Here is a 23,166-nt window from a genome sequence, read left to right on the forward strand (position 1 = left end):
AGTCGGCGGTCTTTTGATAAAAATGGGGCTCAGCTTCTATTCCTATTCCTACCCTTAAATAGGAATATGAAGTTGAGCTTTTTTAATCCAATAGCTAAAGGTACTCATACGAATGTCTCGTACTATTATGCTTATCCCTACTAGTGCTGGTGTTGGTCTAACTAGCGCAAGCATGGGTGTTCTTCGCGCAATGGAGCGCAAGGGCGTTAAGGTTTCTTTCTACAAACCAATCTCTCAACCACGTTCTGGTGGCGACCAACCTGATCTGACTTCAACTATCGTTGGCGTAAACAGCGATGTTAAGATCGGTCAACCTCTTGCTATGTCTGTTGCTGAAAGCCTAATCGGTAACGACAACATGGACGAGCTACTAGAAACAGTTGTTGAGCGTTACAACCAGATCAACAAAGATGCTGACGTAACTCTTATCGAAGGTCTAGTACCAACTCGTAAACACCCATTCGCTAACCAAGTGAACGCAGAAATTGCTGCAACACTAGGTGCAGAGATTGTACTTGTTGCAACTCCGGGTACTGACAACCCTGCTCAACTTAAAGAGCGTATCGAAGTAGCATGTTCTAACTTCGGTGGCACTAAGAACAAAAACATCTCTGGCGTTATCATCAACAAGCTTAACGCTCCAGTAGATGAAGCAGGCCGTACTCGCCCTGACCTATCTGAAATCTTTGACGATGCAGACAGCGCTCAGCAAAGCGAACTAAAAGTAATGGAGATCTTCAACACTTCTCCAATCCGTGTTCTTGGTTGTGTGCCTTGGAGCATCGAGCTAATCGCTACTCGTGCTGCAGATATGGCTTCTCACCTAAACGCTGAAATCATCAACGAAGGTGAATTGAATACTCGTCGTATTAAGAGCATCACTTTCTGTGCGCGTTCTCTACCGCACATGATTGAACACTTCAAGCCAGGTTCACTACTTGTGACTTCGGCTGACCGTCCTGACGTTATCGTTGCAGCAGCACTTGCAGCAATGAACGGCGTTGAGATTGGTGCTGTTCTTCTAACTGGTGGTTACGATATCCCTGCGGAAATCCAAGACCTAATCAAGCCTGCTCTAGAGACTGGTCTTCCAATCTTTAAAGCACAAGGTAACACTTGGCAGACATCTCTGAACCTACAGAGCTTCAGCCTAGAAGTACCAGCAGACGATAAAGAGCGTATCGAGTTCATCAACGAACACGTTGCGGGTCACATCGATGGCAACTGGATCGAGTCAATGACGGAAGGTACTGAGAAATCTCGTCGTCTAAGCCCACCAGCATTCCGTTACCAACTAACTGAGTTCGCTCGCAAAGCTGGCAAACGTATCGTTCTTCCTGAAGGTGATGAGCCACGTACAGTTAAAGCTGCGGCTATCTGTGCAGAGCGCGGCATTGCAGAATGTGTACTTCTAGGTAACCCTGAAGAGATCCGTCGTGTTGCAGCACAACAAGGTGTTGAGCTAGGTGCTGGCGTAACGATCATCAACTCTGACGAAGTACGTGAAAACTACGTAGCTCGTCTAGTTGAGCTACGTGGCGCGAAAGGCATGACTGAAGTTGTTGCTCGTGAGAAGCTACAAGACTCAGTATTCCTAGGCACTATGATGCTTGAAAACGGTGAAGTAGACGGCCTGGTTTCTGGTGCTGTTCACACTACAGCGAACACGATCGTTCCTCCGTTCCAAATCATCAAGACTGCACCAGATGCTTCTATCGTATCTTCTGTATTCTTCATGCTACTGCCTGACCAAGTACTGGTTTACGGTGACTGTGCGATCAATCCAGATCCAACAGCTGAACAGCTTGCTGAAATCGCTATCCAATCTGCAGATTCTGCTGCGGCATTCGGTATCGACCCACGCGTTGCTATGATCTCTTACTCTACTGGTGAATCTGGTAAGGGTGCAGACGTAGATAAAGTACGTGAAGCGACGAAGCTTGCTCAAGAGAAACGTCCAGATCTAGTGATCGACGGTCCTCTACAATACGATGCTGCTATCATGGAAAACGTTGCTGCTTCTAAAGCACCGAACTCTCCAGTAGCTGGTAAAGCGACTGTATTCGTATTCCCAGACCTAAACACTGGTAACACGACTTACAAAGCGGTACAACGTTCAGCAGATCTAGTATCTATCGGTCCAATGCTTCAAGGTATGCGCAAGCCAGTAAATGACTTGTCTCGTGGCGCTCTAGTAGACGATATCGTGTACACAGTAGCTCTAACGGCTATCCAAGCAGACCAAGCTGCGCAAGCTGAAGAAAAAGTAGTTAACTAATTTTCTTTTTCAGAAAGCAAAAACCCTAGATGTTTATCTAGGGTTTTTTTACGCCTGAAGAAAAGCGAATTAATTAATGATTCTAACCACGTCCGTGAGGCGAATCTAAATCCAGATCAGGCCCTTTAGGCACCACTTGAGTCGGGTTGATACCAGTGTGGCTATAATAGTAGTGGCGCTTGATGTGGTAGAAATCCGTCGTCTCTTTAATACCCTCTATTTGATAGAGCTCTTTTAGATAACCTTGGATATGTTTGTAATCCGCAATTCGTTGCTTGTTACACTTGAAGTGACCCACATACACAGCATCGAATCGAACCAAGGTCGTGAACAACCGCCAATCCGCTTCAGTAATCTGCTCTCCCGCTAAATAACGGTTCTCACTAAGATGCGCATCCACTTTATCTAACGCTTCAAATAACGCGTCATACGCCTCTTCATAGGCTTCTTGTGTAGTTGCAAATCCAGTACGATAAACGCCATTGTTGATGTTCGGATAGATGTAGTCGTTCCATTCGTCAATCTTGCTCGCCAATTCACACGGGTAGTAATCATCGGTGTTACCCGTTAGTTCATTAAACTCTGAGTTAAACATGCGGATGATTTCAGACGACTCATTGCTCACAATGGTATTGGTTTTCTTATCCCACAATACAGGCACCGTCACTCGACCAGAGTAATCTGGTTTGGCTTGAGTGTAGATTTGGTGCATGCGAGTATGACCAAACAACGGCTCAGGTAAACCCATTTGCCATCCTTCACTCATCATGTCTGGGCATACGACGGTCACATCAATGTGCTCAGTTAGGTCTTTAAGTTCTCGGAAGATAAGTGTGCGGTGTGCCCAAGGGCAAGCTAACGATACGTATAGGTGGTAACGACCACTTTCTGGCTCAAATGGCGCACCGGCCTTATTCTCAACCCAGTTACGAAAGCCCGCATCTTCACGAACGAACTTACCACCCCTTTCTTTAGTGTCATACCACACATCGTGCCAAACACCTTCAACTAACTTACCCATATCCAAACCTCTGTGATGCTAACTTTTTTATACCAATCACAGTAAGTAAATGTTCAGAAATAGCGCAGAGAAAAGGCTTGAGAACAAGGAAGAATTTTTCTGTTAGTAGCTATCTACAATCAAAAATTCTAACGCCGTTATCGAGCGTTTTAGCAAGCTAGGATGAGCAGTTATTTACTACGATTGGTATTAGTATAAAAAAAGCCAACTTTTTCAAAACTAGAAGAAGTTGGCTTAGTTGTTCGAATTATTTGATGAAGCTGTTGAGAAAAATATAGGAACTAGGACTGCAGTACAAAAAAAGCGCGACTCTAAAAACTAGTCGCGCTTAAGCCTGTCACAGGCTGAACCGTTTTAAATTGGCTCTAGACTTGTACGTGCAAGCAAGATACTGCGTGAACGTCATCGCCTTGAATCGTTGGCTTAGTTTGCGCGCACGCCTCTGTCGCTTGTGGACAACGAGTACGGAAAACACATCCTGATGGTGGGTTGATTGGCGATGGCAGATCGCCTTCCAGCATCTGGATTGTTTTACTACGCTCTAAGCGAGGATCTGGAATAGGAACCGCAGACATCAACGCCTTAGTGTACGGGTGCTTTGGATCAGAGAAAAGTGCATCTGATTCACCCAGCTCAACCGCATTACCTAGGTACATTACCAATACACGGTCTGAGATGTGCTTAACCACTGACAAATCGTGTGCGATAAATACCAACGAAAGACCTAGCTCTTTTTGCAGTTCTTTCAGAAGGTTAACAACTTGAGCTTGGATAGATACGTCAAGTGCCGAAACCGGTTCATCACAGATGATCATCTTAGGTTTCAAGATAAGTGCACGTGCGATACCAATACGCTGACACTGACCGCCAGAGAACTCGTGCGGGTAACGGTTGATTACGTTAGGCAGTAGACCTACCTTCGCCATCATCTCCTTAACACGGTCTTTCACTTCCTGCTTAGAAAGCTCTGGGTAGAACGTCTCTAGCGGCTCAGCAATGATGTCACCAACAGACATACGCGGGTTAAGCGATGCTAGTGGGTCTTGGAAAATCATCTGAATCTCTTTACGAGTTTCACGACGCTGTACTTCTTGCATCTTAGTTAGGTCTTGACCTAACCACATTACTTCACCGTCAGTTGCTTCAACCAAACCAATGATGGCACGAGCAAACGTCGATTTACCACAACCAGACTCACCTACTACACCCAGCGTTTCACCTTCGTAAAGGTGGATATCAACGCCATCAACTGCTTTTAGGTTTGAAGGTTTTGCCCAAGGCCACGCTGATTTAGCCGCAATGCTAAAGTGAACTTTCAGGTCTTTAATATCTAATAATAACTGCTTATCTACTACGCTCATTTTGTCCAAGCCTCCCAATCAGAAAAACAAGCACGCTGACGGTCGCCTTGACCAAATGGAGTCAGAATCGGTGCTTCTTGCTTACAACGGTCCATTACACGGTGACAACGGTCTTGGTAAGGACAGCCTGTTGGCAGGCGAAGTAAGTTTGGTGGGTTGCCTGGAATAGTCGGTAGGATCTCACCTTCTGTATCCAAACGAGGAATAGCTTTCAGTAGACCTTCCGCATATGGGTGACTCGGCTCGTAGAAGATTTCGTCAACCGTACCGTACTCCATTGTACGACCAGCATACATCACAAGTACTTTGTCACAAGAACCCGCAACAACGCCCAAATCGTGGGTAATCATGATGATTGCCGTGTTGAACTCGTCTTTCAATTCGTTCAGCAACTCCATGATTTGAGCTTGAATAGTTACATCCAGCGCGGTGGTGGGTTCATCTGCAATAAGCAGTTTTGGACGGCACAATAGCGCCATTGCAATCATCACACGCTGACGCATACCGCCAGAGAATTCGTGTGGGTACATGGTGATACGCTTACGTGCTTCAGGGATTTTAACCGCCTCAAGCATGCGTACTGATTCTTCGAATGCTTCCGCTTTACCCATGCCTTTGTGTAGCATAAGTACTTCCATCAGCTGATCACTTACTTTCATGTAAGGGTTCAGTGATGTCATAGGATCTTGGAAGATCATCGCGATCTGTTCAGCACGAACTTTGTTCAGTTCTTTTTCTGGAAGGTTAAGGATCTCTTTACCTTCGAATTTTGCACTACCAGAGATGATGCCGTTTTTCGCCAACAACCCCATGATAGAGAATACAGTCTGTGATTTACCTGAACCTGACTCACCAACAATACCTAGCGTTTCGCCTTGGTTAAGTGAGAAGTTCAAGTCGTTTACTGCGGTTACGATACCATCTTGCGTGGTAAATTCGACGCGCAGGTCTTTGACATCTAATAAGCTCATCATTGCTTCCTTAATCTTTTATAGCTTTTGTAGTTTTATTTGCTATTAATTTTTATCTGTCTTTTGGATCAAGCGCATCGCGCAGACCGTCGCCTACGTAGTTAAAGCAGAACAGCGTGACTACCATGAATGCCGCAGGGAATGCCAGTTGCCAAATTGCAACTTCCATTGTTTGCGAACCTTCTTGAAGCAATGCGCCCCAGCTTGTCATAGGCTCTTGAACACCAAGACCAAGGAAAGATAAGAATGATTCTGTAAGGATCATGCTCGGAATAAGTAGCGTAGAGTAAACCGCTACGATACCTAGAACGTTTGGAACGATGTGACGTGTAATGATCTTCCATTTGCTTACACCACATACGTGAGCAGCTTCAATGAACTCTTTACTACGTAGACTCAGCGTTTGACCACGTACAATACGCGCCATATCTAGCCAAGCAATCGCACCAATCGCAACGAAGATTAGAATGATGTTACGACCAAAGAATGTTACTAGAACGATTACTAGGAACATGAATGGTACTGCGTACAAGATTTCTAGGATACGCATCATCACTCGGTCAGTACGACCACCAATGAAGCCGGAAGCTGCACCGTAAAGCGTACCAATCAATACTGCTACGAAGGCACCCATCACACCAACCATCAATGAGATGCGGCCACCGACCAGAGTACGCACGTACAGGTCACGACCTAAGCTATCAGTACCGAACCAGTGGTCAGCATTGGGACCAACGTGCATTGCATACCAATCAGTATCGTCGTAAGTATACTGAGCCAGCATCGGCAAAAAGATAACCGCCAGTACCATAATAGTAAGGATGAACAGGCTGACCATCGCCGCTTTGTTACGCATGAAACGAATACGAGCATCCTGCCATAAACTACGACCTTCAATCTCCAAACTCTCAGAGAACTTTTCGATCGCTTCTAAATTTTCTTTTTTCTTCAACATAACCAGTCCCTGTTAGTAGCGAATTTTCGGGTCAATCAGCGCTAGCAAAATATCAACAATTGCGTTGAACAAGATGAATAGGAAACCAATCAAGATGGTTACACCCATTACTAGCGAGTAGTCACGGTTAAACGCAGCGTTAACAAACAGCTTACCGATACCTGGTAGGCCGAAGATGGTTTCAACAACAACTGAACCTGTGATGATACCTACGAATGCAGGTCCCATGTATGAAACAACAGGCAGCATTGCTGGCTTAAGAGCATGCTTAAGAATGATGTAACGGTAGCTTAGACCTTTTGCACGTGCAGTTCGGATAAAATTACTGTTAAGAGTTTCGATCATGCTACCACGAGTAATACGAGCGAAAGTTGCTACGTATAGAAGAGACATCGCGATAACAGGTAGCACGATGTACATGAATGTACCGCCATGCCAACCACCAGCAGGGAATATATTCCAGTGCAGTGAGAATAGGTAAATCAGTGCGGGTGCCAATACAAACGATGGCATTACAACCCCAAGCATCGCGGTCGACATGATGGTGTAGTCGACCCAGGTATTATGCTTCAAGGCGGCAATGGTCCCGACGGTGACCCCCATTAGTAATGTGAAGATAAAGGCAACGAAACCTACCTTCGCCGATACTGGAAGTGCTACCGCGATCAACTCATTTACTGTGTAATCTTGGTATTTAAAAGATGGACCGAAGTCACCTTGTAAGATATTTGTCAAATACGTGGTGTATTGTTCAAATACTGGTTTATCTAAGCCGTACTTAGCTTCGATGTTAGCCATAACTTCTGGCGGTAATGGACGCTCGCTTGAAAACGGGTTACCCGGCGCGAAACGCATAAGAAAGAAAGATATAGTGATCAAAACCAACATGGTTGGGATCGCTTCAAATATCCGTTTCATAATGAATTTAAGCATAAACTCACTCTTTCAGTCTGTGACAATTAAAATTAGAAAGACGCTACATGCGCGCCCTGCGCATGTAGTGCCTGTATCGTTATATTTATATTAACTTTTGAATCGAAGCTGATTATTGAGCTTTGATGTATAGGTCTTTCGAGAAGATCTTGTCTTCCGCGTTGTTGATTGGGAAGCCACCAACATGCGGGTTAAGTAGACGAGATTTCACGTATTGGTAGATAGGAGCGATTGGCATATCGTTAGCCATCAACTTCTCAGCTTCTAGGTAAAGTGCTTCGCGCTCTTCTTCTGAAGTAGAGTTAAGTGCTTTGTCGATGATTTGATCGTAAGCCGCGCTATCGTAGTGCACACCACCGGTAGTGTTGTTACTCTTCATTAGCGTTAGGAACGAAGACGCTTCGTTGTAGTCACCACACCAACCAGCACGTGCAACTTCGAAGTCACCAGAGTCTTTAGAAGATAGGTATGTTTTCCACTCTTGGTTTTCAAGTGTTACTGAAAGACCTAGTGTTTTCTTCCACATTGAACCTAGTGCTACAGCAATCTTCTTGTGGTTCTCTGAAGTGTTGTAAAGTAGGTTGAATTTAAGTGGGTTGTCTTTACCGTAACCCGCTTCTGCAAGAAGACGCTCTGCTTCTGCGTTACGCTCTTTTTGAGACATCTTACCGTAAGCAGGTAGCTCAGGGTTGAAGCCAGCAGTGATTTCAGGCGTTAGGAAGTAAGCAGGTTTTTGACCTTGCGCTAGGATTGCACCTGTTACGATATCACGGTCGATTGCATAAGAGATTGCTTGACGAACACGAACGTCATCAAACGGTGCTTTCTTCGTGTTGAAGATGTAGTAGTAAGTACATAGGTTACCCGCTACAGATACATCTTCAGCGTGCTCTTTTTGAAGGCGCTTGAAGTGCTCAGTTGGCAGTTCGTTTGTGAAGTCGATTTCGCCAGATAGGAAACGGTTCATTTCCGCTACTTGGTTTTCGATTGGTAGGAACGTTACTTTGTTAAGAACTGTTTTATCGTTGTCCCAGTACTGTTCATTACGCTTAAGTACTAGACGCTCGTTAACAACCCATTTATCAACAGAGAATGCACCGTTGCCAACAAAGTGCTCTGGCTTAGTCCACTGGTCACCGTATTTCTCAACCGTTGCCTGGTGTACTGGCTTCATTGTTGTGTGGCCCATCATCATTACGAAGTATGGTACCGCTGTTTCTAATTCAACAACTAGAGTGTTTGCATCCACTGCTTTAACGCCTAGTTCACTCTTGTCTTTCTTACCCGCTACGATATCTTTCGCATTCGCCATCTTGGTGTATTCCATGTACCAAGCGTATGGAGAAGCCGTTGCAGGATCAACTGCACGTTGCCAGCTGTATACAAAATCTTGAGCTGTTACAGGATCGCCGTTAGACCATTTTGCGTCTTTGCGTAGGTGGAAAGTGAATGTTTTGTTGTCTGTCGTTTCCCAGCTTTCCGCAACACCAGGGATAGTGTTACCGTCGCCGTCTTGGTTCACTAGACCTTCTAGAAGATCACGAATTACGTGAGATTCTGGTACACCTTGAGATTTGTGTGGGTCGATAGTTGCAACTTCAGTACCGTTACCGCGAACAAGTTCCTGAACTTTTGCCAGTTCTGTGCCTGCTGGAACTTCAGCAGCGATAGAAAGAGTAGAAGAGGCAGCCACTGCCAAACCAGCACCTAGAAGAAGGGCCTGAGTGATTTTATTCTTGTACATTTAATAAACTCCAAGTTTTATGTATTGCATCCATGACTTCTTTGCTTGGTTCACTGAACGGCAGTGATTTAGATTTATTTAGCTCAAAATTTAAGCATAAAAATCTAAAACCTTACAAAGATTGAGGCACACACTATCAACCATTGAAGTAATTTGCCACAAACAAGTCGCAAAAAATCGGATAATTCTCCGAAATACTTAAGGTATCAGTGTAAATATCTAACAAATCCCAAATCAGTAGTGACTTGCGTAGAGGGATTAATTAAAAAACAGCCTTTAGTGTTGATGTATCTGTGTTGATACTTTTTTTTAGCATCTTATGCTAGAACACTGAGCGCAAATTAACATTAATGCCACATGAAATCTAATTGCACATCACATATCACCTAAACCGTCTACACTATTTGTGAGGATAATCACTTTATACAAGACAGCATAATGCTCTGCACCAAAGCGGGTTATCCAATGCACCAATTAAGACAAAATTACGCTCTGAATTTATATGCAACCACAATGAATTATCATTTATAAAATCAATGGTTATCTATAAATAGATTTATAGCAGGCACAAAAAAACCGACCCAAGTGGTCGGTTTTTGACTGTCTCATATACAAATGAGTAAATGCTGAAGCAACATCACTTTCAGAGAAATTACTTCTCCCAGCGTTCCGCTGCTTTCGTGTCTGAATCACGAGAATCAACCCAACGCGTCGTTTCGGTCGTGCGTTCCTTTTTCCAAAAGGGAGCCTTGGTTTTCAGGAAGTCCATAACGAATTCACAGGCTTCAAATGCAGCACCACGGTGTGCACTGGATACACCAACGTAAACAATCTGGTCGCCGATATCTAAGTCACCTACACGGTGGATAACACGCATCTTCTGAATAGGCCAGCGAGCCTCAGCTTGGTCACAGATCTCGCTCAGTGATTTTTCTGTCATACCCGGATAGTGCTCCAGAGACAAACCAATCACATTGTCGCCAAGGTTCATGTCGCGAACTTTACCAACGAACGTCACAATCGCTCCGGCAGCTGTACCTTGAGCCAAGTAGTCGTATTCGTCGCCTACCGAGAAGTCCTCAGCTGTCACTAATACTCTTGGATCCATGCTTAGCCTCCAGTCACTGGTGGGAAGAAAGCCACTTCGTCGCCGTCTTTCACTTCAGTTGTCAGAGGTACGATTGATTGGTTAAGTGCAGCCAGAAGCTTACCCTCTTCCAATGCGATATCCCATTTGCCTTCTTGTGTCACAAGATGACTGCGAATCGCTTCAATCGTCTTAAATTGTGCATCAACTTCAACGCTGTCCACACCAACAAGTTCACGAGTTTGAGCAAAGAAAAGTACTGTAATCATGATTCCACCTTGAAGTGACCAGATTTACCACCTGTCTTCTCTAACAGGCGCACGTTTTCGATAACAATGTCTTTCTGAACAGCTTTACACATATCGTAAATCGTTAACGCAGCCACAGAAGCAGCCGTTAGCGCTTCCATTTCTACGCCAGTCTTACCAGCAAGCTTACAAACCGATTCGATGCGAACCTTGTTTTCAGACTCGATAGCTTCAAGCTGCACTTCTACTTTAGTTAATAGCAGAGGGTGACACAGTGGAATCAGATCCCACGTCTTTTTAGCCGCTTGAATACCCGCGATACGTGCCGTTGCGAAAACATCACCTTTATGATGGCTACCAGAAACAATAAGCTCTAGCGTTTCAGCAGACATTTGCACGAACGCTTCTGCTCTCGCTTCACGTACTGTTTCTGCTTTAGCCGATACATCGACCATGTTTGCTTCACCAGACGCGTTAATGTGTGTAAATTGGCTCATACTCAAACCGCCTTATACAGAAAGGTGTGGCATGAAGTTGCAAGGACGGTGGCTAGCATCCATCTGTTGCTTGATGATCTTAGTCCAACCAGTACGACAAGCACCTGTAGAGCCTGGCATTGCAAAAATAACCGTGTGGTTCGCAAAGCCCGCAATTGCGCGAGATTGAATTGTCGATGTACCGATCTCTTCGTAAGATACTTGACGGAATAGCTCACCAAAACCTTCGACTTCTTTGTCGAATAGTGGCTTAAGCGCTTCAGGCGTGCTGTCACGAGATGTGAAGCCCGTACCGCCAGTGATCATGATCGCTTGTACACTTTCATCAGCGATCCACTTAGATACGATCGCACGGATCTTGTACATGTCATCGATAACGATTTGCTTATCAACTACGTTGTGACCTGCTTCTTTAGCATTCTCAGCTAAGTAACCACCTGACGTATCGTTTTCTTCTGTACGCGTATCTGAAACCGTTAGTACTGCGATGTTTGCTGCTTGAAATTTGCTTTCTGCGTGACCCATTTGTTCACCTATATAAAATTAGACTGATTCGCCCAGCTTAAATAAACTGAGCGATAAAATACGTTTGAGTGTGTGCGGGTTAACCGCCGATTGACGCCAAGTTTGGAGTCATGCCGCTGTTGCCATCATGTAAGAAGTGGCTAACGGACTTGGTTTGTAGCTGAGCCTGAATACGATCAATGAGCTCTTGCTCTTGTTGATCTTCTTGAATCAAATCTCTCAGTTCAACACCGTGATCGCCAAACAGACATAGGTGCAGCTTACCGGTCGCAGAAACGCGCAGTCGGTTACAGCTCTCACAAAAGTCTTTCTCGTAAGGCATGATCAAACCAATTTCCCCCTTGTAATCTGGGTGAACGAACACTTGCGCAGGGCCATCATTAACGGCTCTCACTTTAAGCAACCAACCATTAGCAATAAGTTGGTTACGAATCGCGACACCTGACACATGGTGTTTATCAAACAACTCGTCCATCTCGCCAGTTTTCATCAGCTCAATAAAACGCAGTTGAATCGGTTTGTCTTTGATCCAGTTAAGGAAGGTAGGCAACTCTTGGCTATTGAGGTCTTTCATCAATACTACGTTTACTTTGACTTGTTCAAAGCCAACCTCAAACGCTTTATCAATGCCTCGCATTACCTCAGTAAACTTATTCTCACCAGTAATCTGATGGAACATGCGCGGATCTAAGCTATCCACGCTTACGTTAATGTGAGTTAAACCAGCATCACGCCACTGCCCTACTTGTTTCTCCATGCGGTAGCCGTTAGTTGTTGTAGCAACTTTTTTGATACCTGGAGTGTTGGCAACGGTTTGAATAATTTCGGGGAAGTCTTTACGCAGGCTCGGCTCTCCGCCTGTGATGCGGATCTTTGAGGTGCCACAATCTGCAAACGCTTTAACGACACGTTTGATCTCGGGAACACTTAAAAAAGACGAGTTTTTTTGCCCTGACGGTTTGTAACCATCTGGCAAGCAGTAAGTACATTTAAAGTTACAGACGTCTGTAACCGACAAGCGCAAGTAATAAAACTTGCGATGAAATCTATCTTCGAATTGTTGCGCCACGGAACACCTTTCCAAACACGGGAGGCATAATCATTTCCAATTAAGCCCTTGTGACAACATGTCACTGGCTCTTGATGCGTATCGGTACAGCAAATACCACTGTGCGACTTAGCATGCGAGAGCTCGGAGTTATGGCAACCGCACGTTACATTCACACGCACAGTAGCTGGGTAATAAAATACTTAATATTTGTACGTGAATCTAGCTTTGATGACAAAAAACGGGCCACATTGGCAAAAAAAACGTATCAAACGCTCAAAATAACTCTTGTTGAGTATCTGACAAGAAGCATTTAACCTAAATTATAGTTGGTAATAATCTAACAAGAATAAAAAATGAATATTTACACTTCAAAGAAAGTGGTCGCAATCGGTGGCGGCCATGGCTTAGGTCGCATGTTGGCGGCATTAAAAGATTTCGGTAGTAACGCCACGGGCATTGTTGCTACAACAGATAACGGTGGTTCAACCGGACGAATTCGAGATTGCCAAGGTGGTATCGCATGGGGTGATACTCGTAACTGCATCAATCAATTAATCACTGAGCCGTCAATCAGCTCGATGATGTTTGAATACCGTTTTCGCGGTCAAGGTGAACTCGACGGTCATAACTTGGGTAATCTGATGCTGACCGCACTAGACAACCTCTCGGTTCGACCATTAGAAGCGATTAACCTGATCCGAAATATGCTCAAGGTCGATGTCAATATCGTCCCTATGACCGAACACCCGTCAGACCTTACCGCCCTATCTATGGATGGGCGCTGGGTAACAGGTGAAACCAATGTGGATGACATGACAGAAAAGCTACGCATGATGGACTTGTCGCCGGAAGTGCCAGCAACTAAAGAAGCCGTTGCTGCAGTTGAGCAAGCGGACTGCATCGTTCTTGGGCCAGGGAGCTTTTTGACCAGTGTGATGCCACCACTTCTGCTCCCAGAGATTGGTAAAGCTATTTCCGAAAATACCCATGCTAAGCTTATCTTCGTTGAAAACTTATCGCCAGAGCATGGTCCTGCCGGGAAAATGACACTTCAAGAACAGCTTGAGTGGTGTGAACGTACCTGTAAAGCACGCAAGATAGATATTATTCTTGGTAATGAGCCTCACCCTGAACTTGAAGGACAATGGAATTGTGTCACCACTGATCTTGCGTCGGCCAACCGAGACTGGCGCCATGACCGAGTGAAGTTACAACAAGCGATCGAAGCTCAGTTGGCTTAAACCACAAACCAGCTCAAACAACAGAAACTAAAAAAGGAGCATTCCGCTCCTTTTTAGTTTCTATAGTAATTCTCTACTTTAGAGATCCGTCATCAACTGCTGATATTCTGTGTATGTCGAAAGCAGTAATGACTGCATATCTTCAAAATCACCATCGGTAATAGGCAGAGACTGTTTCACTTTACTGTCTAAATCAATCGCGAAACTGCACAAGGAGTCAGCACCAAAGCTGGCAGCGCTGCTCTTTAGAGCATGGCTAATATCCGCCAAATACTTGGAGGTATCCGACTCTTTATTTATCTCTAGGTGCTCATAGTAGCCTTTTAATTCTCCTAAAAAGATCTCCAGTAACACCGGAACATTCTCTTGCCCTATTTCACCGGCAAGCTCATCAACTTTTTGTTGATTCAATACTTTGGTCATTGTTATTTCTTTTCGTTTGGTGATTACTGCTTTGCATTCCACGCTTGCAATTTACGGTAAATGGTCGAAGGACTTACATCCAAGAAACCAGCTGCTCTTGGAATGTTGCCATCACACGCTTTGATGGCCTGCTCGATGGCTGTTTTTTCAGTGATCCACAGCGGGAAAATATCTTTAACGGTGATGTCTTCACTCTGCTTCTCTTTCAAGCGTAGACTGTTTTCAATTGGCTGGTTTAGTGGTGGCGGCAACATGTTGAGCGTAATCTCTTTACCATTGTTCAATACCACAACATTTCGCAGCACGTTTTGCAGCTGACGTACATTACCAGGCCATTCATACTGATTGAAACGATCAAGCACTTCCTGAGCAAAACGCACAAACGCTTTGCCCTCTTCCACGGACATATATCCTAGCAGTGAGTACGCAATCTCGATGACATCTTCACCACGCTCGCGCAATGGTGGCAAGTGCAGAGGAATCACGTACAAACGATAGTATAAATCTTCTCTAAAACGCCCTTCTTGAACTTCTTTCCAAGGATCGCGGTTGGTCGCACAAACAAAACGAACGTCGACACTCTTCATCTTCGACGAACCCACTTTTTGGAAAGTACCTGTCTGGATAAAGCGTAAAAGCTTGGTTTGCAGTTCAAGGTCCATTTCACAGAGCTCATCAAGGAACAAAGTGCCACCATCAGCCAGTTCAGCAGCGCCTTGACGATCTGTTGCCGCCCCTGTAAATGCCCCTTTCACGTGACCAAACAGTTCACTTTCAATCAAGTCCTTGGGAATCGCCGCACAGTTGATAGCGATAAACGGTTTATCGCCACGCTTACTCGCAGCATGAATAGCTTCTGCACACACCTCTTTACCGGTACCACTTTCACCAGTAATGAAAATACTCGCTTTACTTGATGCGGCAGAGTCAATAGTTCGATACACCTGCTGCATAGTTTGGCTACTACCGATGAAACCTTGATAGTTCTGATTTCCAGGGTGCTCTGAACTGTTCTTTAATTTCGTCGCTTTGCGGATAGCATTATTGACCGTGATACGAAGGCGGTCTGCTTCACACGGTTTGATAAGGAAGTCTTGAGAACCGTGACGCATCGCTTCAACTGCGGTATCAATCGAACCGTGAGCTGTCATGAAGATAACAGGCACCTCAGGGTACTTTTGTTTAACCGCAAATAGCACGTCCATGCCCGTCATATCAGGCAGGCGTAGATCTAATAAAATTAGGTCAGGGATTCGATGATTCAAGCTCTCAATTGCATCGCGACCAGTGCCCACAATGTTGATATCAATTTCGAGCGGTGTAAGATACGAGCGGTACAAAGCTGCTACCGAGGCGGTATCCTCTACCATCAACAAATACTTTGATTTGTTATCTAGCGTTTTTGATTGCATATCCTAGCCATTTATAATTTGCATTTCTTATTATAGTCGCATTCCGCTTTGCATTATGCAAATTGGCCACAATATTTGTATTGTATTTCTATACCGACTTCAAACAATCAATATCTTATCTATATGGCATGAACGATGCAGTCGATTAGATGACCTTCGGGTCACCTAGCCAACTGACGTTGTTAGTGGACTAAGTGTTCACAAACGTAAGCCAGTAGAACATTTCCTACTGGCTATTTTTTGTCTAGAACACGAGCAAGAGGGAGGTTGAGCCAATAATAAGTAACATTTAGCTATTGGTTATAAACTGCTTTCTCAGCTGTTCAATTTCATCGCGTTTCTGCGCTGCCAATTCAAACTCCAAGTTTTGAGCATGTTGATACATCGCTGCTTCCAACTTACTGATCTCTTTATCGAGCTGTTGTGGTGTTAGTACTGCGTAACTTTCTGATGGCTCTGCCACCTTAGACAATGGTACCTGCTTAGATTGTCGTTGCTGCTTCGACTTAGTGATATCACCCAACTCCATGATATCTTTGATATTACGCTTAAGAGCTTGTGGCGTAATACCTTGCTCTTTGTTGTAGGCCTGCTGCTTTTCTCTACGGCGGTCCGTTTCATCTATCGCCTTTTTCATCGATTTCGTGATCGAGTCACCGTACAAGATCGCCTTACCTTCTAGGTTACGAGCTGCACGACCGATCGTTTGGATCAGAGAGCGCTCAGAACGCAAAAAGCCCTCTTTGTCAGCATCAAGAATCGCCACCAGCGATACTTCAGGCATATCCAAACCTTCTCGAAGTAAGTTAATACCTACTAACACATCGAACTCGCCAAGACGTAGGTCTCGAATGATTTCAACACGTTCAACCGTATCGATATCCGAGTGTAAGTAACGCACTTTCACCCCATGTTCTGTTAGATATTCAGTAAGATCTTCCGCCATTCTCTTGGTCAACGTAGTCACCAATACACGCTCTTCTTTCGCTGAACGGATTCTGATTTCAGACAACAAGTCATCCACCTGAGTCGCGACTGGCCTTACTTCAATAATAGGGTCTAATAAACCAGTAGGACGAACGACTTGATCGGCGATCTCTCCATCTGATTTTTCAAGTTCATAGTTACCAGGCGTTGCAGAGACAAAAATCGTTTGCGGCGCGATGGATTCAAACTCATCGAATTTCATTGGGCGGTTATCCAACGCAGAAGGCAGACGGAAACCAAATTCAACTAAAGTCTCCTTACGAGAGCGGTCGCCTTTATACATCGCGCCGATTTGCGGCACGGTAACGTGTGACTCATCGATGATCAGCAGGCCATCGTCAGGCAAGTAGTCGAATAATGTTGGAGGCGCTTCACCTTCAGCACGACCACTCAAGTAACGTGAGTAGTTTTCAATGCCTGAGCAGAAGCCAAGCTCTGTCATCATCTCGATATCAAATTGAGTTCTCTGTGAGATACGCTGCTCTTCGAGAAGTTTGTTATTGTCTTTCAGGTATTGGGCTCGATCTCGTAGTTCATCTTTGATGTTCTCGATCGCTTCAAGGATTTTTTCTCTCGGTGTCACATAGTGAGTCTTTGGATAAACCGTAAAGCGTGGCAAATCTCTTTGCTTTACTGCGCCAGTTAGCGGGTCGAAAATGCTGATACAGTCGACTTCATCATCAAACATCTCGATTCGTACTGCGTCTTGGTCGGATTCAGCTGGGAAGATATCAATCACTTCACCACGAACACGGAACTGACCACGCTCAAAAGCAACATCGTTTCTGGAATATTGAAGTTCGGCCAAACGACGCAAGATATCGCGCTGATCCATGATTTCGCCGCGGCTCAAGTGAAGCATCATTTTCAAATAAGACTTAGGATCACCCAAACCATAGATAGCGGAAACAGACGCAACGATAATAGCATCTTCTCTTTCTAATAGTGCCTTGGTCGCAGACAGCCTCATTTGTTCAATATGAGCGTTTACAGACGCATCTTTCTCAATAAATGTATCCGTGGTTGGAACGTAGGCTTCCGGCTGGTAGTAGTCATAGTAAGAAACGAAATACTCGACAGCGTTATTTGGGAAGAAAGACTTCATCTCACCATAAAGTTGAGCAGCCAACGTCTTATTTGGCGCCAATAGGATTGCTGGTCTTTGAGACTGGGAAATGACGTTAGCAAGCGTGAAAGTTTTACCCGACCCCGTTACCCCTAATAGAGTTTGATGTGCGAGACCAGAATCCAGTCCATCTAGTAATTGGGTAATCGCAGTCGGCTGGTCACCGGACGGACTGTAGTCCGATACCAAATCAAAAAGTTTACTCATAGGTCGCCATTTCCATACTGTTTTTTTAATCAGGTCATTGTCACTCTATGAGGAGTGTCGATGCAACTATTATCTGGAGAAATGCATCTTAAGATTAGAGATCAGTTATAGCTTTTAATTTTAGAACTTGGTACTATCCGTGCCCCTGCAAAGTTTCCTCAGCTAAATTACTCGAATTTTAATCCACTACTTTTCCCCAAAAAACCTAAAAATACCGCTTGTTTTACTGTTCCCTTTGTAATCAAGAAAAGTTATACAATCGTAATAAATTGCAAACTATCCTTTAAATACATCAAGTTAGATCAATTTTTTACATTTTCAGATTTATCCCGGCTATTGTTGTTAAAGTTTCACACACACACTTATCCACAATTTTGGTGGATAACTAAAGCAAAGCCAAATCCAACAAGGCATTCAAGAAAGTAAAGTTATTTATCTAATTTTTTTCTACTATTTTTTGTTGACAGAAAATAGGACTCTTATTAGAATTCGCGTCGCTAACAAGCAATTCCCCCTTAGTTCAGTTGGTAGAACGGCGGACTGTTAATCCGTATGTCGCAGGTTCGAGTCCCGCAGGGGGAGCCAAATTTAAAGAAGCCGCATCACTTGATGCGGCTTTTTACGTTATAAAGCGACTGGTTTGTATCAAACCAATGTCTCAGAGCTGGCCGCCCGCGTTCTAGTCCCGCAGGGGGAGCCAAATTCTAGAAAAAAGCTCAATCGAAAGATTGAGCTTTTTTCGTTTTAACTGCGACTAACTTGTTCCGAGTTAATGTCTCAGCCGAAGCGTCGGACCGTACTAGCCGCCCGCGTTCGAGTCCCGACAAGGGGAACCAAATTTAAAGAAGCCGCATCACTTGATGCGGCTTTTTGCGTTTTAAAGCGACTGGTTTATACCAAACCAATATCTCAGCCCAAAAATAGGACTTTGCTATGCCCTATGCCCTATGCCCTATGCCTAGTGCAGATCAAAAAAGCCACGAACGAGTCCGTGGCTTACTTAATTTTGAGACCACAGGTTAACCGAAAAATAATCGGTACACTGCAGAGTCTATTTATGTTGTATTACAGGTGACGAGCAATCGTATCCATCAGCACAGCTGCTACCTTATCATCGCCAGCTTTATCGCCTTTGCTGTAGGTATTGATCTGACGCTTCGATGAGTCGTGGATATTGGTAATAGCTACCACTTCTCTCTCGATACCAAATCCAACCAGCTTAATCATCAATTCTTTATTTTTAAATGAGTCGCCAACGATCACGATAGAGTTAAAGTCTTTCAGTAACTCTTTCGTCAAGTCTTCAACTTGAACATCATTACTATTAATAAAAAAGATATCCGCAGACTTCGCAGAGCTACGTTCTCCAGCAGACTTCAGTTGGATTCGCTGCATCTCATTGAATACACCGTTATCTTGCGTTCCAATGGTAGATAGGCTCGCAGCATTAGAAGCCAAAGACAATAGCAGCGTACTAGCAAAAATAGTGCTTTTAACAAAATTCATTCTCTTTACCCTCTAATAACTAAAGAATTGTTTCTTTCATAATACGGAAAGTTTGACCTTTATCATCCGTAGTACAATCGGTATCGATCGTAATGCCGTAGTTAGAATCTCTTTGGTACAAAATTGACTCATTCTCATTAATTGACCAAGTGCTGCCATACATATTGAGATAAGCGCGCGAAACCGTCACCGCATTGCCAAATACCAGTTTTTGATCACGACAAGTATTCCAATCCGCAGTGTAGTTTTCCTGCCAAGTCTCATAACTCTTCAGATCATAAACTCGGTACAGATCTTCACCCCAGATTTCAGCAGCATTCTTTACATGCCAAAATTCTGAAGATGGATTATCCGCATAATAGCCAGCTTCCCCCACCGCTTTTGTATTAATAGTCTGGACAACCGTATGGCCGATATCATTGCCCTCATCAACCGAGGTGTAATTCAACATACTGTGTGTTTGACTAGATTCTTTGGTTTTGTTAAAACCAAAGCCTACTGCGAGACCAGCAGACGGACCATCTGATTTGCTCGCTTCAAAAGAACCCGTAATATCAAAGCTAAAAGACGTACTCTCAGCTAACGAAATCTCTTTATTCACATTACTCGAGCCCGGAAAGCTTTGCTGGTTCACAAACAGATTTCCGTGACGGTGTTGAGGAAGACAGTGATCGTTGAGTTCGTCGTTTTCACACCTCTCACTTAAATACTTCCAAGTCAACCTTGTTTGCTCTTCTAGATCATTAGGGGCTTCATTAACCGCTCTACGGTGCATCTGATTGTAAGCATCTTCACCTGACATGAAATTGAATTGAGAATTCCCGTGGAAAATCTGACCTAAGTATCCTTCTCGGTAATAAAAGTGCGGCGCAACTTTTTCATCTTCCCACTCGAAAAAATAGCCTCCATCGGCAAGGGTTTGACGTGTGACATTCATGCTGCCGTCAACCGCCATAATATAGTTAGTCTTGTTTGACTGAGAAAACATCAACAGATCGATAGTACGAGCGACGTCAACCTGCTCATGAATTTTGTACTTTTCCTTACCTGGGCCATAGGCACCATTCTGAGAGGTAATAATGAACTGTTCTTCAATTTGACCATCTTCTATTCTTGCATGCTGGCAAAGATTCGCAATTTTTCCAGGTAAACCCTCCTGCTCTAGATGGTTATTAATATATTCTACTTTTGCATTAAATATATCGCAGGCTGTCGCCGGGTCGTCGTACACAACGTACTCGTCAGCACCTTTAAAGTAAGCATCATCAATTCCAGGGATAGGAGATGCATTAGCATAGCCAGATAACACAGAGACTGTTATCAAGCTTAGACTGAAGCTTCTTAATTTCATCACTCGTTCCTTTTAACTGCATTAACATCAATATCGATGCCTTTTAAAATTAACGAGTCAAAAAAATATAATCACAATAAAGTAGTAATAAAAAAATATATTCTGTTATTGAAAAAACCTGAACAATAGTGAAGTCACCATTTCATTCATATATCACAAGAAAAATTAAGTTCGATAATTTTTGAGTCTTCTTCCTTAAACCTTCGGTAACAATGTGAAATAAGACGGCCTTGCTCTGTACGAAAAGAAAGACCAGAATGCCCTATATTAATTCTCTTCCGCCATACTAAAAGGTCTTCTAGCGAATCCACCTTCTCTATTTGAATTTGTATTTTTTCAAAGTATCCGTCAAAGTTCATAATTCAATATCTTACTAACGCCAAAAACCATTCCAACAAGTTTTTATTAATTAAGGCAATTTATAAAAACCAAATTTCAACACATCATGAATTTAAAAATTCGTTTAGCCATTTATTAACCAACCGAGAATTGGATGATTTTTTATAATATAAAAAGCCACACTAAAGTGGCTTTTATTTAAAGATGGCAACTTAAGGGCTACATTGATGGCTAACCAACCTGACCTCTTACTATCACCCAACACACTCTATTGGTTCACTATTTACAATAAACCAAATGAGTCAAATAGTACTGACAATCAAGTAATTTCAAGAAAAATCAATATTTAGAATATATTCATTTATAGGAAAGACTCGATTCCCAGTCGGAGAATTCAAAGTTGTCCATCTCAATAATGAACAGCCCATTTTCTCCAACGGGTAGCTCTTTAGTCCCTTGGATATACAGGTTACTAGGCTCAAGATATTTGTTCGGGGATGTCCAGAGATGATGAGCATGATCATAAATATACACGACATCACCATTTTGGATGCAGCTATCGGATTCTGTTAAGCGGCTAATCTTCATGAAGTCAGAAGAATCGTGATCTTCCGTGTAATACGTACTACCACTATAAGTCCAGTAGTGATCTTTATAACCATCTGTTCTAGAGATCTGTACATAGTCATGGTCGTGGATACAAGTACCTATATATGGATGCCAGTTGTCTAACTTAAACTTCGCATTGGATTGCTCTCCATCGGGACCGTAGGTAAGCCAGCCATTAGACACATTTGGATCTGCGTAAACATATTCTCCAGTTAATCGATGCTTTAGTCTGATGGCGTTATACGGCTTATTGATTGGGCGCACACTCTGAGTTGGCGTGCTTTCATCTGCATACTCAAATGCAGTGACTGGGAAATGGTCTGAATACTCATAAAAGTAATACGGCTCCTGTGTGCCGGGTAACTCAACTCTATCCGACACGATATCTAACACTTGGTTATGCCAGTTCTTGGGTTGCTTATGACTACGCTCAACAAGAACATAATCTAGTAATTGCCCTTTTAAATTTGGGTAGTTTGCGTGAGCTAAACCATTGACAGCAGGGTCCCATGAGTAAGGCGCGCCAGCATAGTTAGTCGGCGCTGATGCATTTAAGGTCGCGAGCATTGAGGAAAACTCTTGTGAGTCCTTTGCGACATTTAGGTCACCAGCAATAAAAAACATTTCGTCAGCTGAGCGGTTTGCCCCGAAAATATAGCTATCTATTTGTGCGAACTGGTCTTGTCTAACCACAGAGGGAGCAATATTACAGGTATCATCGTCAGCTTGAACATGGGTGCCGATAATATTGTATCTCTCTCCGCCTTTATTAATGACGGTGTGTATAAAACCTTTTTGGGATGCCCAGTCTGCGCCACAACCATCTCTAAAAATCACTTGTGACTTATACTCAATTGGATATTTACTGAATACAATCACGCCGCCATCATCAAGAGATGTCGAACGCCAACCTTCAGTATGGTCCCAGCCATTCTTTGTACGGCCCAAAACAGGCGTTAGATACCCAAATTTCTGAGCGAGTGCATCGATAAGTATTTGACTCGCTCGGTTATCGAACACTTCATTAAATACAACCACGTCGATATCATCAAAAACCGACGAGTTTGCCAATAACTCTGCTCGTTTATTTGGATTAGTCCCACCAACGAAAATTCCCAGATGGTGATCCAGCATATAGACATTGTAATTCATTATCTTGGGAGGTGAACTGCTCTCCTCAGCTCGTAAAGTAAATGTGAATAGTATTAGAAAAACTGATATCAGATATCTTGTCATGGTTAGTACATCTCCTATTAAACTGAGATGTATCCTCCCATAGTGATATAATTGATAA

General features: G+C 43.6%; 19 protein-coding genes, 1 tRNA gene and 1 riboswitch. Of the genes, 3 read left to right on the forward strand and 17 right to left on the reverse strand.

Features of this window, described 5'->3' with window-relative positions:
• Window positions 1-112: 112 nt before the first annotated feature.
• Window positions 113-2,278, forward strand: a complete 2,166-nt coding sequence (gene pta, locus F0251_RS21405) for a phosphate acetyltransferase (protein ID WP_105057414.1) — start codon at window positions 113-115, stop codon at window positions 2,276-2,278.
• Window positions 2,279-2,360: 82 nt separating this feature from the next.
• Here pta and F0251_RS21410 read toward each other — a convergent pair whose 3' ends face one another.
• From F0251_RS21410 to moaA, 11 genes are all read right to left on the reverse strand, one after another.
• Window positions 2,361-3,299: a glutathione S-transferase family protein gene (locus tag F0251_RS21410; RefSeq protein ID WP_171731763.1), complete on the reverse strand. Its 939-nt coding sequence runs from the start codon at window positions 3,297-3,299 to the stop codon at window positions 2,361-2,363.
• 365 nt (window positions 3,300-3,664) lie between these two features.
• Window positions 3,665-4,660: a murein tripeptide/oligopeptide ABC transporter ATP binding protein OppF gene (gene oppF, locus F0251_RS21415; RefSeq protein ID WP_061033797.1), complete on the reverse strand. Its 996-nt coding sequence runs from the start codon at window positions 4,658-4,660 to the stop codon at window positions 3,665-3,667.
• A complete protein-coding gene (locus F0251_RS21420) occupies window positions 4,657-5,631 on the reverse strand; it encodes an ABC transporter ATP-binding protein (RefSeq protein WP_061033798.1) in 975 nt (324 codons plus the stop codon). The genes oppF and F0251_RS21420 overlap by 4 nt, the downstream gene beginning before the upstream one ends.
• A 52-nt stretch (window positions 5,632-5,683) precedes the next feature.
• Window positions 5,684-6,586, reverse strand: coding sequence for an oligopeptide ABC transporter permease OppC (oppC, locus tag F0251_RS21425; protein WP_061033799.1), 903 nt, complete (start codon window positions 6,584-6,586; stop codon window positions 5,684-5,686).
• A gap of 12 nt (window positions 6,587-6,598) precedes the next feature.
• Entirely contained in the window at window positions 6,599-7,519 is a 921-nt protein-coding gene (gene oppB / locus F0251_RS21430) for an oligopeptide ABC transporter permease OppB (protein ID WP_017062174.1), read from the reverse strand.
• A 112-nt stretch (window positions 7,520-7,631) separates the two neighbouring features.
• Complete coding sequence (locus F0251_RS21435; protein ID WP_061033800.1) at window positions 7,632-9,263, reverse strand: ABC transporter substrate-binding protein; 1,632 nt, start codon at window positions 9,261-9,263, stop codon at window positions 7,632-7,634.
• Window positions 9,264-9,915: 652 nt separating this feature from the next.
• Entirely contained in the window at window positions 9,916-10,371 is a 456-nt protein-coding gene (gene moaE / locus F0251_RS21440) for a molybdopterin synthase catalytic subunit MoaE (protein ID WP_017062176.1), read from the reverse strand.
• A 2-nt stretch (window positions 10,372-10,373) separates the two neighbouring features.
• Window positions 10,374-10,619: a molybdopterin synthase sulfur carrier subunit gene (moaD, locus tag F0251_RS21445; protein WP_004737346.1), complete on the reverse strand. Its 246-nt coding sequence runs from the start codon at window positions 10,617-10,619 to the stop codon at window positions 10,374-10,376.
• Window positions 10,616-11,095, reverse strand: a complete 480-nt coding sequence (moaC, locus tag F0251_RS21450; protein ID WP_004734026.1) for a cyclic pyranopterin monophosphate synthase MoaC — start codon at window positions 11,093-11,095, stop codon at window positions 10,616-10,618. Before moaC ends, moaD begins: the two co-directional genes overlap by 4 nt.
• A gap of 12 nt (window positions 11,096-11,107) precedes the next feature.
• Complete coding sequence (moaB, locus tag F0251_RS21455) at window positions 11,108-11,620, reverse strand: molybdenum cofactor biosynthesis protein B (protein ID WP_004737344.1); 513 nt, start codon at window positions 11,618-11,620, stop codon at window positions 11,108-11,110.
• A 79-nt stretch (window positions 11,621-11,699) separates the two neighbouring features.
• Window positions 11,700-12,689: a GTP 3',8-cyclase MoaA gene (gene moaA / locus F0251_RS21460; protein WP_171731764.1), complete on the reverse strand. Its 990-nt coding sequence runs from the start codon at window positions 12,687-12,689 to the stop codon at window positions 11,700-11,702.
• Window positions 12,678-12,830: riboswitch (molybdenum cofactor riboswitch) on the reverse strand. It overlaps the preceding gene by 12 nt.
• Window positions 12,831-13,024: 194 nt before the next feature.
• Here moaA and F0251_RS21465 point away from each other — a divergent pair.
• The gene (locus F0251_RS21465) at window positions 13,025-13,912 is read left to right on the forward strand and encodes a YvcK family protein (protein ID WP_061033802.1); all 888 of its coding nucleotides are present in this window, start codon (window positions 13,025-13,027) and stop codon (window positions 13,910-13,912) included.
• A gap of 78 nt (window positions 13,913-13,990) precedes the next feature.
• On the opposite strand, the gene luxU is transcribed toward F0251_RS21465, so the two are convergent.
• From luxU to uvrB, 3 genes are all read right to left on the reverse strand, one after another.
• Entirely contained in the window at window positions 13,991-14,335 is a 345-nt protein-coding gene (luxU, locus tag F0251_RS21470) for a quorum-sensing phosphorelay protein LuxU (protein ID WP_061033803.1), read from the reverse strand.
• A gap of 23 nt (window positions 14,336-14,358) precedes the next feature.
• Window positions 14,359-15,747, reverse strand: coding sequence for a quorum-sensing sigma-54 dependent transcriptional regulator LuxO (gene luxO / locus F0251_RS21475; RefSeq protein ID WP_032553998.1), 1,389 nt, complete (start codon window positions 15,745-15,747; stop codon window positions 14,359-14,361).
• A 289-nt stretch (window positions 15,748-16,036) separates the two neighbouring features.
• Window positions 16,037-18,067, reverse strand: a complete 2,031-nt coding sequence (uvrB, locus tag F0251_RS21480) for an excinuclease ABC subunit UvrB (protein WP_171731765.1) — start codon at window positions 18,065-18,067, stop codon at window positions 16,037-16,039.
• A gap of 509 nt (window positions 18,068-18,576) precedes the next feature.
• Between uvrB and F0251_RS21485 the strand changes: the two genes are divergently transcribed.
• Window positions 18,577-18,652, forward strand: a tRNA-Asn gene (locus F0251_RS21485).
• 480 nt (window positions 18,653-19,132) lie between these two features.
• On the opposite strand, the gene F0251_RS21490 is transcribed toward F0251_RS21485, so the two are convergent.
• From F0251_RS21490 to sph, 3 genes are all read right to left on the reverse strand, one after another.
• Window positions 19,133-19,573 (reverse strand): hypothetical protein, encoded by a 441-nt coding sequence (locus F0251_RS21490; protein ID WP_061033805.1) that lies wholly within the window; start codon window positions 19,571-19,573, stop codon window positions 19,133-19,135.
• A gap of 19 nt (window positions 19,574-19,592) precedes the next feature.
• On the reverse strand, window positions 19,593-20,924 hold the full coding sequence (locus tag F0251_RS21495; RefSeq protein ID WP_061033806.1) for a hypothetical protein: 1,332 nt from the start codon (window positions 20,922-20,924) through the stop codon (window positions 19,593-19,595).
• 696 nt (window positions 20,925-21,620) lie between these two features.
• Complete coding sequence (sph, locus tag F0251_RS21500) at window positions 21,621-23,108, reverse strand: sphingomyelin phosphodiesterase (RefSeq protein ID WP_301339457.1); 1,488 nt, start codon at window positions 23,106-23,108, stop codon at window positions 21,621-21,623.
• Window positions 23,109-23,166 lie beyond the last annotated feature (58 nt).

Source organism: Vibrio sp. 070316B (assembly GCF_013114115.1).
Classification (GTDB): domain Bacteria; phylum Pseudomonadota; class Gammaproteobacteria; order Enterobacterales; family Vibrionaceae; genus Vibrio; species Vibrio chagasii_B.

Bases quoted from the DNA above. Each gene is read 5' to 3' on its own strand.
- sph (WP_301339457.1), bottom strand. From the start codon at position 23,108: ATGACAAGATATCTGATATCAGTTTTTCTAATACTATTCACATTTACT.
- oppC (WP_061033799.1), bottom strand. From the start codon at position 6,586: ATGTTGAAGAAAAAAGAAAATTTAGAAGCGATCGAAAAGTTCTCTGAG.
- luxO (WP_032553998.1), bottom strand. From the start codon at position 15,747: ATGCAATCAAAAACGCTAGATAACAAATCAAAGTATTTGTTGATGGTA.
- moaE (WP_017062176.1), bottom strand. From the start codon at position 10,371: ATGGATCCAAGAGTATTAGTGACAGCTGAGGACTTCTCGGTAGGCGAC.
- moaB (WP_004737344.1), bottom strand. From the start codon at position 11,620: ATGGGTCACGCAGAAAGCAAATTTCAAGCAGCAAACATCGCAGTACTA.
- F0251_RS21435 (WP_061033800.1), bottom strand. From the start codon at position 9,263: ATGTACAAGAATAAAATCACTCAGGCCCTTCTTCTAGGTGCTGGTTTG.
- F0251_RS21420 (WP_061033798.1), bottom strand. From the start codon at position 5,631: ATGAGCTTATTAGATGTCAAAGACCTGCGCGTCGAATTTACCACGCAA.
- moaD (WP_004737346.1), bottom strand. From the start codon at position 10,619: ATGATTACAGTACTTTTCTTTGCTCAAACTCGTGAACTTGTTGGTGTG.
- F0251_RS21410 (WP_171731763.1), bottom strand. From the start codon at position 3,299: ATGGGTAAGTTAGTTGAAGGTGTTTGGCACGATGTGTGGTATGACACT.
- F0251_RS21465 (WP_061033802.1), top strand. From the start codon at position 13,025: ATGAATATTTACACTTCAAAGAAAGTGGTCGCAATCGGTGGCGGCCAT.
- uvrB (WP_171731765.1), bottom strand. From the start codon at position 18,067: ATGAGTAAACTTTTTGATTTGGTATCGGACTACAGTCCGTCCGGTGAC.
- oppF (WP_061033797.1), bottom strand. From the start codon at position 4,660: ATGAGCGTAGTAGATAAGCAGTTATTATTAGATATTAAAGACCTGAAA.
- pta (WP_105057414.1), top strand. From the start codon at position 113: ATGTCTCGTACTATTATGCTTATCCCTACTAGTGCTGGTGTTGGTCTA.
- moaC (WP_004734026.1), bottom strand. From the start codon at position 11,095: ATGAGCCAATTTACACACATTAACGCGTCTGGTGAAGCAAACATGGTC.
- F0251_RS21490 (WP_061033805.1), bottom strand. From the start codon at position 19,573: ATGAATTTTGTTAAAAGCACTATTTTTGCTAGTACGCTGCTATTGTCT.
- oppB (WP_017062174.1), bottom strand. From the start codon at position 7,519: ATGCTTAAATTCATTATGAAACGGATATTTGAAGCGATCCCAACCATG.
- luxU (WP_061033803.1), bottom strand. From the start codon at position 14,335: ATGACCAAAGTATTGAATCAACAAAAAGTTGATGAGCTTGCCGGTGAA.
- F0251_RS21495 (WP_061033806.1), bottom strand. From the start codon at position 20,924: ATGAAATTAAGAAGCTTCAGTCTAAGCTTGATAACAGTCTCTGTGTTA.